This window comes from Anaeromyxobacter dehalogenans 2CP-1 (assembly GCF_000022145.1).
GTDB classification, from domain to species: domain Bacteria; phylum Myxococcota; class Myxococcia; order Myxococcales; family Anaeromyxobacteraceae; genus Anaeromyxobacter; species Anaeromyxobacter dehalogenans.
Genome location: NC_011891.1, coordinates 2,971,816 through 2,986,249 on the forward strand (window position 1 = coordinate 2,971,816; position 14,434 = coordinate 2,986,249).

General features: G+C 76.1%; 12 protein-coding genes. 4 read left to right on the top strand and 8 right to left on the bottom strand.

The window, feature by feature from the left end; genetic code table 11:
• Positions 1-33: 33 nt before the first annotated feature.
• The 8 genes from A2CP1_RS13565 to A2CP1_RS13600 all read right to left on the bottom strand — a co-directional run bounded on the left by A2CP1_RS13565 (position 34) and on the right by A2CP1_RS13600 (position 10,229).
• The gene (locus A2CP1_RS13565; protein WP_012633800.1) at positions 34-789 is read right to left on the bottom strand and encodes a hypothetical protein; all 756 of its coding nucleotides are present in this window, start codon (positions 787-789) and stop codon (positions 34-36) included.
• A 94-nt stretch (positions 790-883) separates the two neighbouring features.
• Positions 884-2,470, bottom strand: a complete 1,587-nt coding sequence (serA, locus tag A2CP1_RS13570; RefSeq protein WP_012633801.1) for a phosphoglycerate dehydrogenase — start codon at positions 2,468-2,470, stop codon at positions 884-886.
• A gap of 226 nt (positions 2,471-2,696) precedes the next feature.
• Positions 2,697-3,341, bottom strand: a complete 645-nt coding sequence (locus tag A2CP1_RS13575) for a TetR/AcrR family transcriptional regulator (RefSeq protein ID WP_041450516.1) — start codon at positions 3,339-3,341, stop codon at positions 2,697-2,699.
• A gap of 129 nt (positions 3,342-3,470) precedes the next feature.
• Positions 3,471-5,921, bottom strand: a complete 2,451-nt coding sequence (locus tag A2CP1_RS13580; RefSeq protein WP_012633803.1) for an LPS-assembly protein LptD — start codon at positions 5,919-5,921, stop codon at positions 3,471-3,473.
• A gap of 18 nt (positions 5,922-5,939) precedes the next feature.
• Entirely contained in the window at positions 5,940-7,310 is a 1,371-nt protein-coding gene (locus A2CP1_RS13585; protein WP_012633804.1) for an AMIN domain-containing protein, read from the bottom strand.
• Positions 7,311-7,399: 89 nt separating this feature from the next.
• The gene (locus A2CP1_RS13590) at positions 7,400-8,626 is read right to left on the bottom strand and encodes a bifunctional folylpolyglutamate synthase/dihydrofolate synthase (RefSeq protein WP_012633805.1); all 1,227 of its coding nucleotides are present in this window, start codon (positions 8,624-8,626) and stop codon (positions 7,400-7,402) included.
• A 41-nt stretch (positions 8,627-8,667) separates the two neighbouring features.
• Positions 8,668-9,528, bottom strand: a complete 861-nt coding sequence (gene accD / locus A2CP1_RS13595; protein WP_012633806.1) for an acetyl-CoA carboxylase, carboxyltransferase subunit beta — start codon at positions 9,526-9,528, stop codon at positions 8,668-8,670.
• A gap of 53 nt (positions 9,529-9,581) precedes the next feature.
• On the bottom strand, positions 9,582-10,229 hold the full coding sequence (locus tag A2CP1_RS13600; protein WP_012633807.1) for a Crp/Fnr family transcriptional regulator: 648 nt from the start codon (positions 10,227-10,229) through the stop codon (positions 9,582-9,584).
• Between the two features lie 525 nt (positions 10,230-10,754).
• Here A2CP1_RS13600 and purM point away from each other — a divergent pair.
• The 4 genes from purM (at position 10,755) to rpmB (ending at position 14,414) form a co-directional block, all read left to right on the top strand.
• Complete coding sequence (gene purM / locus A2CP1_RS13605; RefSeq protein WP_012633809.1) at positions 10,755-11,792, top strand: phosphoribosylformylglycinamidine cyclo-ligase; 1,038 nt, start codon at positions 10,755-10,757, stop codon at positions 11,790-11,792.
• Positions 11,789-12,466: a phosphoribosylglycinamide formyltransferase gene (gene purN, locus A2CP1_RS13610; RefSeq protein WP_012633810.1), complete on the top strand. Its 678-nt coding sequence runs from the start codon at positions 11,789-11,791 to the stop codon at positions 12,464-12,466. The genes purM and purN overlap by 4 nt, the downstream gene beginning before the upstream one ends.
• 116 nt (positions 12,467-12,582) lie before the next feature.
• Positions 12,583-14,127, top strand: a complete 1,545-nt coding sequence (locus A2CP1_RS13615; protein WP_012633811.1) for a phytoene desaturase family protein — start codon at positions 12,583-12,585, stop codon at positions 14,125-14,127.
• Positions 14,128-14,192: 65 nt separating this feature from the next.
• Entirely contained in the window at positions 14,193-14,414 is a 222-nt protein-coding gene (rpmB, locus tag A2CP1_RS13620) for a 50S ribosomal protein L28 (RefSeq protein ID WP_012526618.1), read from the top strand.
• The last annotated feature ends 20 nt before the right edge of the window (positions 14,415-14,434 follow it).

A 14,434-nucleotide genomic window follows, 5' to 3' on the forward strand; every position in this document is an offset into this window, starting at 1 on the left:
ACTCTATTCGCTCCCGCCCGGGTTGCGAAGCGATCAGTGGTGGTACGGATCCGACGGCGGTGCGCCGGGGATCTCGGTCCGCGGCTCGCGGCCCGCCGGCGGGATGCGGGTCCCCGCGCCCAGGTCCGAGCCGTACGCGCCGCTCGCGCCCAGGCCGGCCGGGTGCTCCGCGCCGGCGCCCACGTCGTGGGTGCGGTGCACGGCGATGCGCCACCCGAGGCCGCGCCCGCGCTCGCGCCGCCGCGCGACCGCCGCGCCGGCGAAGCCACCGAGCAGGCCGCACAGCGCCGCCATGGCGCCGCCGCCGGCCGCCGCGGCCGCCGCGGCGCCGGCCCGGTCCGCCGACTGCTCGGTCTGCGCCGGCGTCGCGTTCGGCCGCACCAGGCCCATCTGCCGGAGCACGCCGGCGTTGCCGCTCGCCGAGGCGCCCGCGGCCATCGCGCCGGTGGCGAGGGTGCCGGTCAGGAACACCGCGCCCGCGAGCAGCCCGATGCACCAGACCATCACGCCGTGGAGGTTCGAGCCCGCCTCGTCGTACCGGCCGGCCATGCGCACCGCCAGCCAGGCGCCGAGCAGCGTCGCGACGAACGGGGTGAGGAGCGCCCAGATGGCCGCCCCGGCCCCCAGCGCGCCGGAGTCCGCCGGCTGCGCGGCGAAGCCGATCGCGCCGCCGATGAGCCCCATCACCACGTGGACGGCGAGCGCCAGCAGCACGCCGGCGATCACCGACCCCCACGACAGGCGCGGCAGGATCCCCGCGCCTCGCTCCTCGATCTCGCTCGAAGCCATGTCATCCCTCCCGGCGGGGAAGACCCCGCCCCGGTCCGAAGATGGGGACCGGGACGGGCGGGCGGAAGGGCGGCCGCGACGGCGAGGGCGCCGCTCACAGGTGGATGGAGCGGACCGTCCGGACGTGCGGAAGCCTGCGCACCTGCTCGAGGACCCCGGGCGCGGGCGCCGAGTCCACGTTCAGGAAGGCGAACGCGCGAGAGTGGTCGTCGAGCCGCGACAGCGAGATGCGCGCGATGTTCACGCCGGCCGCGCCGAGCGCCGTGCCGAGGTTGCCGACCACGCCGGGCGCGTCGTCGTTCTCGCACAGGATGACGTGGCCCTCCGGCACCGCCTCCAGGCGGAACCCGTCCACGCGCACGAGGCGGGCCTCGCGCTTGCCGTACACGGTGCCCGCGACGTGCGCCTCCCCGCCCTGCCCGCGCACGGTCACCGTGACCAGGCTGGCGTAGTCGTGCGGCTCGGCGGAGCGGACCTCGCGCACCGCGATCCCGCGCTCCTTCGCGACCGCCGGGGCGCTCACGTCGTTCACCGGCGTCTCGAGGTGGTGGCGCAGAAAGGCCGCCAGCGTGCGCGCGGCGAGCGGGCGGATCGGCGCGGCGGCCAGCTCTCCGGCCACCTCGACGGTGACCTCGCTCGGCCCCTGCGGCGCGAGCTGCGCCGCGAGCGACCCGAGCTTCTCGCAGAGCGGCAGGAACGGCGCGATCTGGTCCATGATCTCCCGCGGCAGCCCCGGCACGTTCACCGCGTTCTTCACCACGCCGTGGTTCAGGTACGCGGCGAGCTGCTCCGCCACCGCGACCGCCACCGCCGACTGCGCCTCCTCGGTGGAGGCGCCGATGTGCGGCGTGGCGACGAACCCGTCCAGCCCGAGCAGCGGGTGATCGGCCGGGGGCGGCTCCTGCTCGAACACGTCCAGCGCGGCGCCGCCCAGGTGCCCGGACGCGAGCGCGTCCGCGAGCGCCCGCTCGTCCACGATCCCCCCGCGGGCGCAGTTCACCAGGAGCGCGCCCTTCTTCATGCGGGCGAGCACCTTCGCGTCCACCAGGTTGCGGGTCTGCTCGGTGAGCGGGACGTGCAGCGAGACGACGTCGGCCTGGGCCCAGAGCGCGTCCAGCTCGACGCGCTCGACCCCCAGCTTGGCCGCGGCCTCGGCGGAGATGAACGGGTCGTAGGCGACCACGCGCATCTTCATGGCGAGCGCGCGGTCCACCAGCACCGACCCGATGTTGCCGATGCCGACCACGCCCAGCGTCTTGCCGGCGAGCTCGTGCCCCTGGAAGCGCTTCTTCTCCCACTTGCCCGCCTTCACGCTGGCGGTGGCGGCCGGCACGTGGCGGGAGAGCGCCAGGATCATCGCGAGCGCGAGCTCGGCGACCGTGACCGACGAGCCGCCCGGCGTGTTCATCACCACCACGCCGCGGCGGGTCGCGGCATCGAGGTCGACGTTGTCCACGCCGACCCCGGCGCGGCCGATCACGCGGAGCCGCGAGGCCTTCTCCAGCAGCTTCGCGGTCACCTTGGTGGCGCTGCGCACCGCGAGCGCGTCGTAGTCGCCGATGATGGCCTCGAGCGCGTCGGGCTTGAGGCCGACCTTCACGTCCACCTCGAGGCCGGCCTGCTTCAACACGGCCACGGCCTCCGGGGAAAGGTCATCGGACACGAGGACACGGGCTGCCATCGATCTCCTCCCGCCCGGGCTGGGGTGTGCACGCGGGCGTTCACGTTGTCGGTCGAGCTGCGAGGGAGGAGGGACCTAGTGTCCGGCCACGTGCGCGTCAACGCCTCTTGACCCCCATCAAGAGAGATACCCGGCGGGAAATTGCCTGGTCCCGATGGGTTCGCGCGGATGCCCTGGCGCGGGCGTCGGCGTCGGCGTCGGCGTCGCCGGCGGGACGGCGCGGGCGCTACCGCCGCCGCAGCCCGGACAGCGCGTTGTCCACGGCCTGCTGCTTGACCCGGTCGATCTCGGCCTCGCTGCCGGCGGGCACGATCCCGACCACCATCGCCGACACCGCCAGCTCGAGCGCGCCGAGCAGCCCCGCCGCGCAGATGACCGGGTCGGCGTCGGCGCGCAGCTCGCCGCGCGCCTGCCCCTGGCGCACCACGCCCGCGACCAGCTCCACCGCCTTCTCGAACGTCTCGCGCGTCGAGCCGGCGCGGAGGCCCTGGGGCGTGCGCGTGACCTCCAGGATCAGCACCCGCACCGCGGCGGGCGCGGTCTTGTACACGTCGAACACGAACGAGAAGATGCCGGCGACCTTCTCCTCCGCGCTCCCCGGGCCGGCGTCGATGGCCGCGAGCGCGTTCATGAAGATGGTCCACTGCTCGGCGAACACGCTCTCCAGCAGCTCGTCCTTGTTCCGGAAGTAATGGTAGACGAGCCCGTAGGCGACCTCGGCGGCGCGGGCCACGTCGGCGATGCGGCAGCCGTGGTACCCGCGCTCCGCGAAGACGCGGACGGCGGCGTGCAGGATGGCGCGACGCTTCTCGGGCTCGGCCCGGCCGGCCGCGCCCGCGGAGGGCGCCGGCCGCGTTCTCGCTCGGCTCACCCGCTGATTCTTCGGTCGATCGCGGCCGCCCGGCAACCGCCGAATCCGCGCCGGCGGCGATTTACCCTCCCGGGATCGCCCGGCCGCGCACGCAGGGTGAATCCGGCCGGGCTCCCGCCCCCTGGCGCCTCAACGCACCGCGGCGCGCTCGCCCAACCGGGAGAGATCCACCGCGGCCGAGTACGACGTCTCGCCGCAGTCGTTCACCCGGACCACGAGCCGCGCGAGGAAGCAGTGGCACGGCGAGTTCCAGGTGACGCTCCCGGCGTGCTGCTGCACCTGCCCGGCGTCCACGCGGCGGGTCCCGGCGCCGCTGCAGCGCGCGACCTCGATCGGGCGCACCGTGAACAGCGCGTCGTAGCCGAGCGTGGCGCCGCCGAGCACGCCGCGGAAGCCGGCCGAGCCCTGCGCCGAGGCGTCGATCGCCGCGGGCCGGAGATCGAACAGCGCGTCCACCCCGGCCATGAGCTGGCCGGACGCGCCCGGGCCCACCGCGACCAGCCCGGCGCGGACCAGGTCGCCGCGCCGGTCGGCGGCGGTGATCGCCCCGTGCAGCTCGGTGAAGTGGTCGAGCCACGACGGGAACCTCGGCGCCGGCGCGGCCACCGCCCGCCCCTGGAACGCGAGGACGCGCCCGGACACCTCGGCGGTGACGGGGCCGCGGTGCGCCGCGGCCGAGAAGAACGTCTCGCCGGCGACGCCGCCGACGAGGTCGACGTCCTGGCCGAGCTGGAGGCGCAGGCTGCCGCCGGGCCCGTCGAGGCGGCTCTCCACCGAGGCACGGAGCTGGCGGAAGGTGCCGTCGGACGCGGCGGTCAGCGAGCCGGCGGGCTGGCCCGCGGGCTCCGCGACGGACACCGGTCCGCGCTGCACGTCGTCGCCCACCCGGTCCCAGACGTCGTACGCGCGCAGCGGCAGCGCCCCGTCCTCCGACCCGAACGCCCGCGTGCCCGCGCGCAGCTCCAGCCGCGGCACGATCCGGTGGAGCACCGCGCCGTAGCGGCGCGACACCTCGGAGGACAGCGCCGCGCCGCCGACGCCCCAGGCCACCACCGCCGGCGAGCGCCCGGTGTCGAAGCGGTAGCCGAGCGCGGCGCCGCGCGCGTACGGCGTCACCGTCAGCGCGGACCCGAGCCGGAGCGGGGCCGCCAGCTCGGCGCGCGCGTCGAGCCGGCTCACGCCCTCGCGCGAGGTGGTGACGAAGCCGCGGGTGGCGCCGGGATCGCCGGCGGTGAACGTGGCGCCGGTGTCGCCGTTCACGGTGGCGTAGCGCGAGAGGCCGAGCCGCCCGGAGACCTGGACCGGCCCGAGCGCCTCCGGGAGCAGCGTCGCCGCCAGGCCGGGCCAGCGGTGGAACGTGGGCAGGTCGGCGCCGAACGTGCCGTAGCCGGGCCGCGCGCCGGTGGCGTCCGGGTACCAGCCGGAGGGCGTGAGCGGCTGGTGGTACGCGGCGCCGCCCTCCACCACCAGCGCGTCGCCGGCGAAGGACGCGAGCAGCGCCGAGCGCCGGTAGTAGGCGCTGCGCAGCAGCAGGTCGCCGGTGGCGTCGCGGAACCAGACCGGATCGCTCGCGAGCGCCACGTCGGCGCGCAGCCGGCCGGACGCGCCCAGCCGCTGGCCGTGCGTGCCCACGATCCCGAGCCGGCCACCGCCGGCGCCGCCCGGCTCCCGGTCCTGGTCGTCGATCCCGTGCAGCTCGATCTCCCCGGCCGCGTCCTCGGCCGGGGCCCAGCGCAGCTCGAGCCGCAGCCCCCAGCCGCGCACCGCCGGCTGCCCGTCGGCCACGTCGGCGCGCGCGCGGCCGAACAGGTACTCGGGGGTGAGCGTCGCGTCCGCGCTCCGGCCCAGCGTCACGAACACCGGCAGCGCGACCCCGAACCCGGTCGCGCCGGTGGAGGCGACCGAGGGGAACAGCAGGCCGCTCTGCCGCTCGCCGAGCGGGAGGAAGATCCACGGCAGGATCAGCACCGGCACCGGGCGCTTCACGAACAGGAAGCGCGGGGTGACGTAGAGCACCGGCCAGGACAGGGTGGCGTGGTGCCCCGGCTCCACCTCCGCGCGCCGGGCGCGCAGCTCCCACGACGGCGCGCCGCCGCCGCAGTCGCACAGGGTCAGGCGCGCGTCGCCGAGGCGCAGGTGGCCGGAGCGCTCGCCCTCCAGCGTCGCGCCGGTGAACGTGGCCCGGTTGCGGCCCCGCCGGCGCGCGTCCTCGGCGCCGGTGGCGTCGCCCATCGCCACCGGCCCCTCCTTGAGGAAGGCCACCACGTGCTCGGTCTTGAAGCCGCCGTCCATCACGGCGCGCAGGCCGTCGGCCGCCACCGCCCGGGTCGCGTCGGTGAGCAGCACGTCGCCGACCGCGTCCACCTCGCCGGTGGACGGGTCGTACGAGGCGCTCCGGGCGCGCAGCGTCACCACCCCGCGCCGCAGCACCACCCCGCCCTCGAGCTGGTAGCGGCCGGTGTCGGCCCGGTACGTGACCGAGCCGGCCTCGACCGTCAGATCCTCGGCGGTGGCGGGGATGGACGGCGGGGCGGACAGGGCGAGCAGCCCTGCCGCGGCGACTGCAGCGAGCGCGATCACGGGCGCGGGGCCTGGCGCCTACCGCGCCGGCGCCGCGGCGGTCTCGGCCGGGGCGGCGTCCGCTGCCGGCGCGGCCTCGGACGGCGCGTCCGCATCCGCGGCCGGCGCGGACGGGGCCGCGGCGGTGCCCGGGCGCTCGAAGTCGATGGCCAGCGCGTCGCCCTCGATGCGCTGCTGGTAGGGCACCCGCTCGCGCAGCTTGATGTCGAGGACGTAGCTCGTGCCGTGGCGCGAGGGGGTCACCAGGGCGACCGCCGACTTGAAGAAGGTCGTGTCGAGGAAGCGCAGGTCGTTGCGCCGGTCCGCCCGCGTGTTCTCCAGCTCGACGCGGATGACGTCCGGCCCCACGTCCTGGATGGTGAAGCGCGGCGGGACCGTGGTGCGAACGTACACGCGCGACGCGCCGGGGAGCTGCTTGAACCCGACCTCGCGGACGTGCGCCACCGGCGCGACGCCGTCCACCCGCGCGGCGTCGGGCCGGGCCGCGGGCGCCGCCGCCACCGGGGCCGCGCCGACCGGCTCGGGCGCCGGCCCGGCGGCAGCCGCGACCGGCGCGGTCGCGTCGGCGACCGGCTCGGCCGCGGGGGAGACGGGCTCCGCCGGGGCCGGGGCCGCCGCGGCCGCAGCCTGCGCCTTCGTCGGCTCGGTGGGCGCTGCCGCCTCGGCCGCCGCGCGCGCGTCCGCCTGGGCCTGCGCGGCCGCCCGCGCCTCCGCCTCGGCCCGTGCGCTCGCGTCCGCCTCCGCCTGGGCCCTGGCCGCGGCCTCGGCGCGGGCGCTCGCCTCCTGCGCGGCGCGCGCATCCGCGGCGGCCTGCTCCGCGGCCCGCGCCTCGGCCTCGGCGCGCGCCTTCGCGTCCGCCTCGGCCTGCGCCTTCGCGCCGGCGTCCGGGGCGCCGCCCACCGCCGCGGCGACCGCCTCCGCCACGGTCGGCGCCGCCGCCGACGCGGCCGGCGCGGCCTCGGCCGCCGGGGCCTTCGCGACGGCCGCGCCCGGCACCGAGGGCTTCTCCACCTTCACCAGCAGCGTGCCGCCCGACTCCTCCAGCACCGGCGGCGCCACCTCCACCTCGAACGCGACCATGACGCGGGCGATCGAGGTCGCGTCGGAGCCGTAGGAGAGGTTCTTCACCACCTTGACGGTGCCGTCGCCGACGCGGACGTCCTCCGGCACGCCCTCGAAGCGCGACTCGGAGAAGTCGATCACGAAGCGCGGCGGATCGGCCATGGAGAAGGTGGTGAAGCTCGGCTTGCGCGAGCCCTTCACCGAGAGCACGACCGAGGACCCCGCGTCGCGCACCTCCACCGCGGTGATGACGTTCAGGTCGACCGCCCGCGCGCGGGGGGCGGACGCGGCGGCGAGGGCGATCGCGAGGAGGAGGCGAAGACGCATGAGGGGGCTCCGCGGAAAGGTCGGCGCGAGGATAGCACGCGGTCCCAGGGCTCCGAAGAATTCCCCAGGATTTGCAGTCCGATATCCACCTACCCCGGCGCAGGAGCGCCGAGGAGCGCGCGGGCCTCGCCGACCAGGTAGAGCGAGCCCGCCACGCCCACCACCCCGTCCTCGCCGGCCGCGGCCCGCGCGCAGGCGATCGCCTCCGCGAGCCCCTCGTGCACGTCGGCGGCGACGCCGTGCGCCTCGGCGAGCGCGCGCAGCTCGGGGGCCGGGCGCGCCCGCGGGCTCGGCGGCGTGACGAGGTGCAGGCGGCGCACCGCCGGCGCCAGCGCCGCGAGCATGCCGGCGTGGTCCTTGTCGGCGAGCACGCCGAACACGAGCTCCACCGGCCGGCCCGGGTGGAGCGCGGGCAGCGCGGCGGCGAGCGCCGCGGCGCCCTGCGGGTTGTGCGCGCCGTCGAGCAGCACGCCGCCCAGCTCCTCCAGCCGCCCCGGCCAGCGCGCCCCGGCGATGCCGCGCGCGATGGCGTCCTCCGGCACGGCCACGCCCGCGCCCGCCAGCGCGCGCAGCGCGGCCGCCGCGAGCGCCGCGTTCGCGCGCTGGTGCGGCCCGCGCAGCGCGACCGGCCCGTCCCAAGCCTCGCCGGCCACCACGAAGGGCGCGCCCCGGCGGGCGGCCTCCGCGCGCAGCACCCCCAGCGCGCCGGGCGGCTGGGCCGCGTGCACCACCGCGGGCACGCCCGGCTTGAAGATGCCGGCCTTCTCGAACGCCACCCGCTCGACGGTGTCGCCGAGGAGCTGGGTGTGGTCGAGGCCGATGCGGGCGATGGCGGTGACCGCCGGGCGGATGGCGTTCGTCGCGTCGAAGCGGCCGCCCAGGCCGACCTCGATCACCGCGGCGTCCACCCGCGCGTCGGCGAGGTGCAGCAGGCCGGCCAGCGTGGCGACCTCGAAGTAGGTGAGCCGGTCGGCCTCCCCGCCCGCCTCGTGCCACGGACAGGCGCGCCGCACCGCCTCCAGGGCCGCGGCGAGCACGGCGTCGGAGATCTCCACCCCGTCGACCTGGATGCGCTCGTTGAACCGGACCAGGTGCGGCGAGGTGTAGAGGCCGGTGCGGAGGCCCGCCTCGCGCAGCGCCGCGGCGGCCATCGCGCAGGTGGAGCCCTTGCCGTTCGTGCCGCCCACGTGCAGCACGCGGTAGCCGCGCTCGGGGTGGCCGAGCGCGTCGAGCGCGCGCTCCATGCGCTCGAGGCCGAAGCGCATGGCGAGCGGCTGGAGCGAGGAGAGGTAGGCGTGGGGATCGAGGGGCTTCACCGGCGGGCTCCGGGCGGCGCGGCCGCCCCGGCGTGCGGCGCTCAGCCCACCAGCGACAGGAGCTGGCGGAGCTTCTCGCGCATCTCCAGGCGCGGCACGATCGCGTCGATCATGCCGTGCTCGAGCAGGAACTCGCTGCGCTGGAAGCCGGGCGGCAGCTTCTCGCGGATGGTCTGCTCGATCACGCGCGGGCCGGCGAAGCCGATGAGCGCCTTGGGCTCGGCGATCACCACGTCGCCCAGCCAGGCGAAGCTCGCCGCCACGCCGCCGGTGGTGGGGTGCAGCATCACCGACACGTACGGCTTGCGCACCGAGCGGAAGCGGTGGAGCGCCGCCGAGGTCTTCGCCATCTGCATGAGCGAGAAGATGCCTTCCTGCATGCGCGCGCCGCCGGTGGAGCTGAACACGATGGCGGGGATGCGGCGCTCGTAGGCGCGGTCGAACACCCGCGCGACCTTCTCGCCCACCACCGAGCCCATCGAGCCGCCCATGAACTCGAACGCGAACGAGCCGAGCGACACCGGCTGGCCGCCGATGGCGCCCACGCCGGAGATGAACGCGTCGCGCAGGCCCGACGCCTTGAAGGTGGACCGGAGCCGGTCGCGGTACTTCTTGGAGTCGGAGAAGCCGAGCGGATCCTGCGGGGTGAGCTCCGCGTCCAGCTCCTGGAACGAGCCCGGGTCGAGGACGAGGTCGAACCGGCGCCGCACCGGCAGCGCGTCGTGGTTCCCGCAGGACGGGCAGACGTTCCAGCTCCGCTCGTACTCGGCGCGCGGCACCACCTCGCCGCAGGCGTCGCACTTGTACCAGATGCCCTCGCCCTTCGCGGCGGGCGCGGGCTGGGCGGCGGGGGTGGTGGACTCCTTCGACTTCAGCTTCTTCTGCTTGGAGAACCAGGCCATGTGCTTTCCAGTCTAGGGCGCGAGCGCGCCCCGGGCGCGGGGGGCGCACCCCGTCACGCGATGCCCCCGAACTGCGCCTTCACCTGCAGGAACTCGAGGAAGTGGCGGAGCTTCGAGACGTCCGGCACCAGGAAGCCGTCCGGGCGGACGGCGACGATCTTCGCCTTCACCAGCTTCGCCAGCGCCTCGTCCGCCTCCTCCGGACGGACGCCCACCCGGCCGGCGAGCTCGCGCGGCGCCACCTCGATCTCGTGGCCGGCCGGGCCGCGGGAGGCCTTGTCCGCCGCGGTGACGAGGAAGTGCACCACCCGCGACGAGGCGTCCTGGAAGAGCAGGTTCGCGATCTGCTCCTCCGCCTCCTGCAGGCGGTCCGCCAGCTTCTTGACCATCCGGACGGCGATCTCCGCGTTGCCCCGGATCATCGCCTCGAACGTCAGGGCGTCGATGACCAGCAGCCGGGCGTCCTCCGCGCAGGTGGCGGTGGCCGATCGGGGCCGGTTGTTCAGGATCGACATCTCGCCGAGGAACTCACCCGGCCCCATCGACGCCAGGATCTTCTCGACGCCCCCGGCGGTCGTCGAGAGCGTCACCCGCCCCTGCTGCACCACGAACATCTCGCGGCCCGGCTCGCCCTCGCGGAACAGCACGCTCCCGCGCGGGAACTCCCTGCCGAAGCGCTGGAGGAGCTGATCGTCTGGCATGGGGTCGGGCGGCCGGCCGGCGCCGCCTCGCCTCGAGGCCGGCATGCCGGGAGCCGAACGGCGGTCCTAGCCGACCTCGCGGAGGGCTGTCAACGAATCGCCCCCCGGCGCCGGGCGACACGTCGCGTCAGGGCGGCGGCGCCGCGCGGGCCGCTTTCTTGCGGGGTCAGAGGCCTCCGGTACGATGTGGGTGTCACCCTCAGAGAACCCGGGAACCTCGATGCGCCTGTCGGTCCTCGTCCTCGCCGCGGCCCTGCTCGTCGCGGTGGCCTTCTAACGGGGCTGCGCCCCGCCCCGCGGAGCGGGTCTCCGCGGGGCCCCACCCTGATGCTCCTGCTGCGCGGGGCCCGTGACCTCGCGCGCCCGCCTTCGCGGGCTCGCGCGAGGTCCCCGCGGGCGCGCCTGGCGGCGCGCGGCCGCCGCGGCGATCGGCTGGCTCGAGGCTTCGACCCGCCCTCCCCGCCCCCCGCGGCGCCCGGGCGCTCGCGGCTTGCAGCGGCCGCGCCGTCGCGGTAAGGCGCAGCCATGTCCCTGACCTACCGCGACGCAGGCGTCGACATCGACGAGGGAGACCGGCTCGTCGACCTCATCAAGCCGCACGCCCGGCCCACCCTGCGCCCGGAGGTGCTCGGCGGCATCGGCGGGTTCGGCGGGCTCTTCGCGCTCGACGTGAAGAAGTACCGCGAGCCGGTGCTGGTGTCGGGCACCGACGGCGTCGGGACCAAGCTCAAGGTGGCGTTCGCCGCCGATCGCCACGACACCGTGGGCATCGACCTCGTGGCGATGTGCGTGAACGACATCGCGGTGGTGGGGGCCGAGCCGCTCTTCTTCCTCGACTACTACGCCACGGGCAAGCTCAGCGCCGAGCAGGGCGCCCAGGTGGTGAAGGGGATCGCGGAGGGCTGCCGGCAGGCGGGCTGCGCCCTCATCGGCGGCGAGACCGCCGAGCTGCCCGGGTTCTACGAGCGCGGCGAGTACGACCTGGCCGGCTTCGCGGTCGGCTGCGTCGACCGCCCGCGCATCGTGGACGGCACCCGGGTGGCCCGGGGCGACGTGGTGATCGGGATCGCGTCCTCCGGCCTGCACTCCAACGGCTTCTCGCTCGCGCGCAAGGCGCTCCTCGAGCGCTACCCGCTCGATCACCGGTTCGACGCGCTGGGCGGGCGCACGCTGGCGGACGCGCTGCTCGAGCCCACCCGCATCTACGCGAAGGACGTGCTGGCGCTGCTGGAGCAGGTGCCGGTCCGGGCGTTCGCGCACATCACCGGCGGCGGGCTGCCCGGCAACGTGCCGCGCACCCTGCCCGACGGCACGCGGGCGGTGCTCGAGGAGCAGCGCTGGCCGCGGCCGGCCATCTTCGACCTGGTGGAGCGCGAGGGGCAGGTCCCGCGCGACGAGATGTACCGCACCTTCAACATGGGCCTCGGCCTGGTGGCGGTGGTCGCGCCCGGCGACGAGGCGGCGGCGCACGCGGCGCTCCGGGCGCGCGGGCTGGAGGCGTGGACGGTCGGCGCCATCGAGGCGGGCGGGCCCGGGGAGGCCACCTGCGAGGTGGTGCGGTGACCCGGCTCGGCGTCCTCGCCTCGGGCGGCGGCACGAACCTCCAGGCGCTGCTCGACGCCTGCGCGGCCGGGCGCGTGGACGCGCAGGTCGCGGTGGTGCTCTCGAACGTGCCGGGCGCCGGCGCGCTGGAGCGGGCGCGCCGGGCGGGCGCGCCGGCGGAGATCCTGCCGTCGAAGGGCGTCGCCGACCGCGCCGCCTACGACCTCACGCTGGTCGAGGCGCTCCGCGCCCACCGCGTGGACCTGGTGTGCCTGGCCGGCTACATGCGGCTCGTCACGCCCGGCTTCCTCCGGGCCTTCGGGCCGGACGCCGCCAGCCGCGGCTGCCCGCGGGTGATGAACATCCACCCCGGCCTGCTCCCGTCGTTCCCCGGCCTGCACGCCGCCCGGCAGGCGCTGGAGTACGGCGCCCGCATCGCCGGCTGCACGGTCCACTTCGTGGACGAGGGCACCGACACCGGGCCGATCATCGCCCAGGCGGTGGTCCCGGTGCTGCAGGGCGACGACGAGGCGGCCCTGTCCGCCCGCATCCAGGCCGAGGAGCACCGCCTCTACCCGCAGGCGGTGCAGTGGTTCGCGCAGGGGCGCCTCTCGCTGGAGGGGCGCAGGGTCCGGCTCGATCGCTGCGCGCCGCACGGCCCGTCGCCGCTGCGGAACCCGCCGCTGGAAGGATAGACCGGACCGCGCCCGGCCCTGGGCTCGATCGGCTAGGTCGTCCGAGTGGGAGCGTCCCTCGACCGCGGGACGAGATCGTTTGGCGCCCGGGCGCCCTCGACGTAGACTCCGCCGCCGTGGCGCAGACCTTCCGACCCCCCGCAACCCAGCGCATCTACGACGTCTGCATCGTGGGCTCGCAGCTCGGCGGCATCGTCGCCGGCGCGCTGCTGGCGCGGCGCGGCTTCCGGGTGCTGCACGTCGCCCACGACGATCTGGGCCCGAGCTACGTGGACGCCGGCTACGTGCTGCCCTGGGCGCCCGCGGTCATCCCCTCTCCGCGGCAGATGCCCGCCGCCGAGGCCGTGCTCGCGGAGCTGGGGCTCGCCACCGACGTGGGCCGGGCGCTCGAGCCGTCGGATCCCGATCTGCAGATCCTGCTCCCCCGCCACCGCGTGGACGTGTCGCGCGACGCCGCCGCGCTGCGGACCGAGCTGCACCGCGAGTGGGCCGGCGAGGCCGAGGCGCTCGAGGCGGGCTTCGCCGAGCTGTCCACCCTCTACGAGTTCTCCGGGTTCTTCCTGAAGGCCGCGCCGCCGCTCCCGCCGGACGGGTTCGGCGAGCGCCGGGCGGTCAAGAAGGCGCTGAAGGTCGCCTCCACCCTGCCGAACGCGCCCGCCGGCGAGGTCGGCGAGGCGCGGCCCTTCGACGCGCTGCGCGGGCACGAGCTGGTGCGGAGCCTCGAGATCGCGCACCGCTTCCTCACCTACCTCGACGGCCCCCCCTCGCCGCTCTCGCTGGCGCGCCTGCTGGGCGGCGCGCTCCGCGGGACGCACCGGCTGGCCGGCGGCCAGGGGACGCTCCGCGAGATGATCCGCCGGCGCATCGCCGAGTCGCGCGGCGAGCTGAAGGGCGGCCCCGGCGAGCCCGCCAGCGCCGCCGGGCTGGAGCTGGACGGCGGCCGCATCGCGGCGGTGCGGCTGGCCGACTCCCCCGACGCGTTCGTGGCCAGGGCCTTCGTGCTCGCCGCCGACGCCGAGTCCATCCGCCGGCTGCTCCCGGCCGGCGCGGCCGAGGCGCGCGCCGCCCGCGTGCTCGAGGCCATCCGCCCGCAGCGCCGGCTCGTCTCGCTGAACCTGATCGTGAAGGAGGCCGCGCTCCCGCCGGCGCTCGGCGAGAACGCGATCGCGCTCCGCGACGCGGAGGGCGGCGACGGCATCGACAACGCCGTGTTCCTGCAGGTGCTTCCGGCCCGGCGCGACGGCAAGAAGGGCTCTGCGGACGCGGTCCCGGGCGAGCGGGTGGTCTGCGCCGCCGCGTTCGTGGACGCGGGCACCACCTCGCGCGAGGCGCTGGCCGCGGCGTCGGCGCGCATCCGCGAGGCGGTCGCGGACGCGATCCCGTTCTTCGAGCGGCACCAGGTGAACGAGTCGTCCCCGGTGCTCAACGCGCCGGTCGGGCCGGAGGAGGCGGTGCGGCTCCTCACCCATCCGCTCTACGGCACCGAGCTCGAGTCCACGCTCGGCGTGACCGGCCTGCCGGTCCGCGCGCCGTGGAAGAACGCGTTCTTCGCCGGCCGCGAGGTGCTCCCCGGGCTCGGCCTCGAGGGCGAGTTCTACGCAGGCATCCAGGCGGCCGGGCACGCGGTCGCGGCGCTCGGGCGGCGGGACGTTCTGAAGTGAGCCCTTGCCTTTCGCGGGCCACTCTGTAATATCCCGCGCTCCTTTTGGTTTTCGGAGTAGAGACCATGGCACGCCGCTGCGAGATCTGTGGGAAGGGCCCGCTCGTCGGGAACACCGTCTCCCACGCCAACAACAAGAACAAGACGCGCTCCCTGCCGAACCTCCGCTCGGTCCGCGCCAACCTGGCCGGCGAGATCCGGCACATCCGCGTGTGCACGCGCTGCCTCAAGGCCGGCAAGGTCGTGAAGGCGGGCCGCGGGCGTCCGACGGCGTCCGCGCAGGCGTAACGAGGTTCCAGGGCGCGCGC

Excerpts from the sequence above, each read along its gene's own strand:
- A2CP1_RS13600 (WP_012633807.1), bottom strand. The coding sequence starts at position 10,229 with ATGCCAGACGATCAGCTCCTCCAGCGCTTCGGCAGGGAGTTCCCGCGC.
- A2CP1_RS13585 (WP_012633804.1), bottom strand. The coding sequence starts at position 7,310 with ATGCGTCTTCGCCTCCTCCTCGCGATCGCCCTCGCCGCCGCGTCCGCC.
- purM (WP_012633809.1), top strand. The coding sequence starts at position 10,755 with ATGTCCCTGACCTACCGCGACGCAGGCGTCGACATCGACGAGGGAGAC.
- accD (WP_012633806.1), bottom strand. The coding sequence starts at position 9,528 with ATGGCCTGGTTCTCCAAGCAGAAGAAGCTGAAGTCGAAGGAGTCCACC.
- A2CP1_RS13565 (WP_012633800.1), bottom strand. The coding sequence starts at position 789 with ATGGCTTCGAGCGAGATCGAGGAGCGAGGCGCGGGGATCCTGCCGCGC.
- rpmB (WP_012526618.1), top strand. The coding sequence starts at position 14,193 with ATGGCACGCCGCTGCGAGATCTGTGGGAAGGGCCCGCTCGTCGGGAAC.
- serA (WP_012633801.1), bottom strand. The coding sequence starts at position 2,470 with ATGGCAGCCCGTGTCCTCGTGTCCGATGACCTTTCCCCGGAGGCCGTG.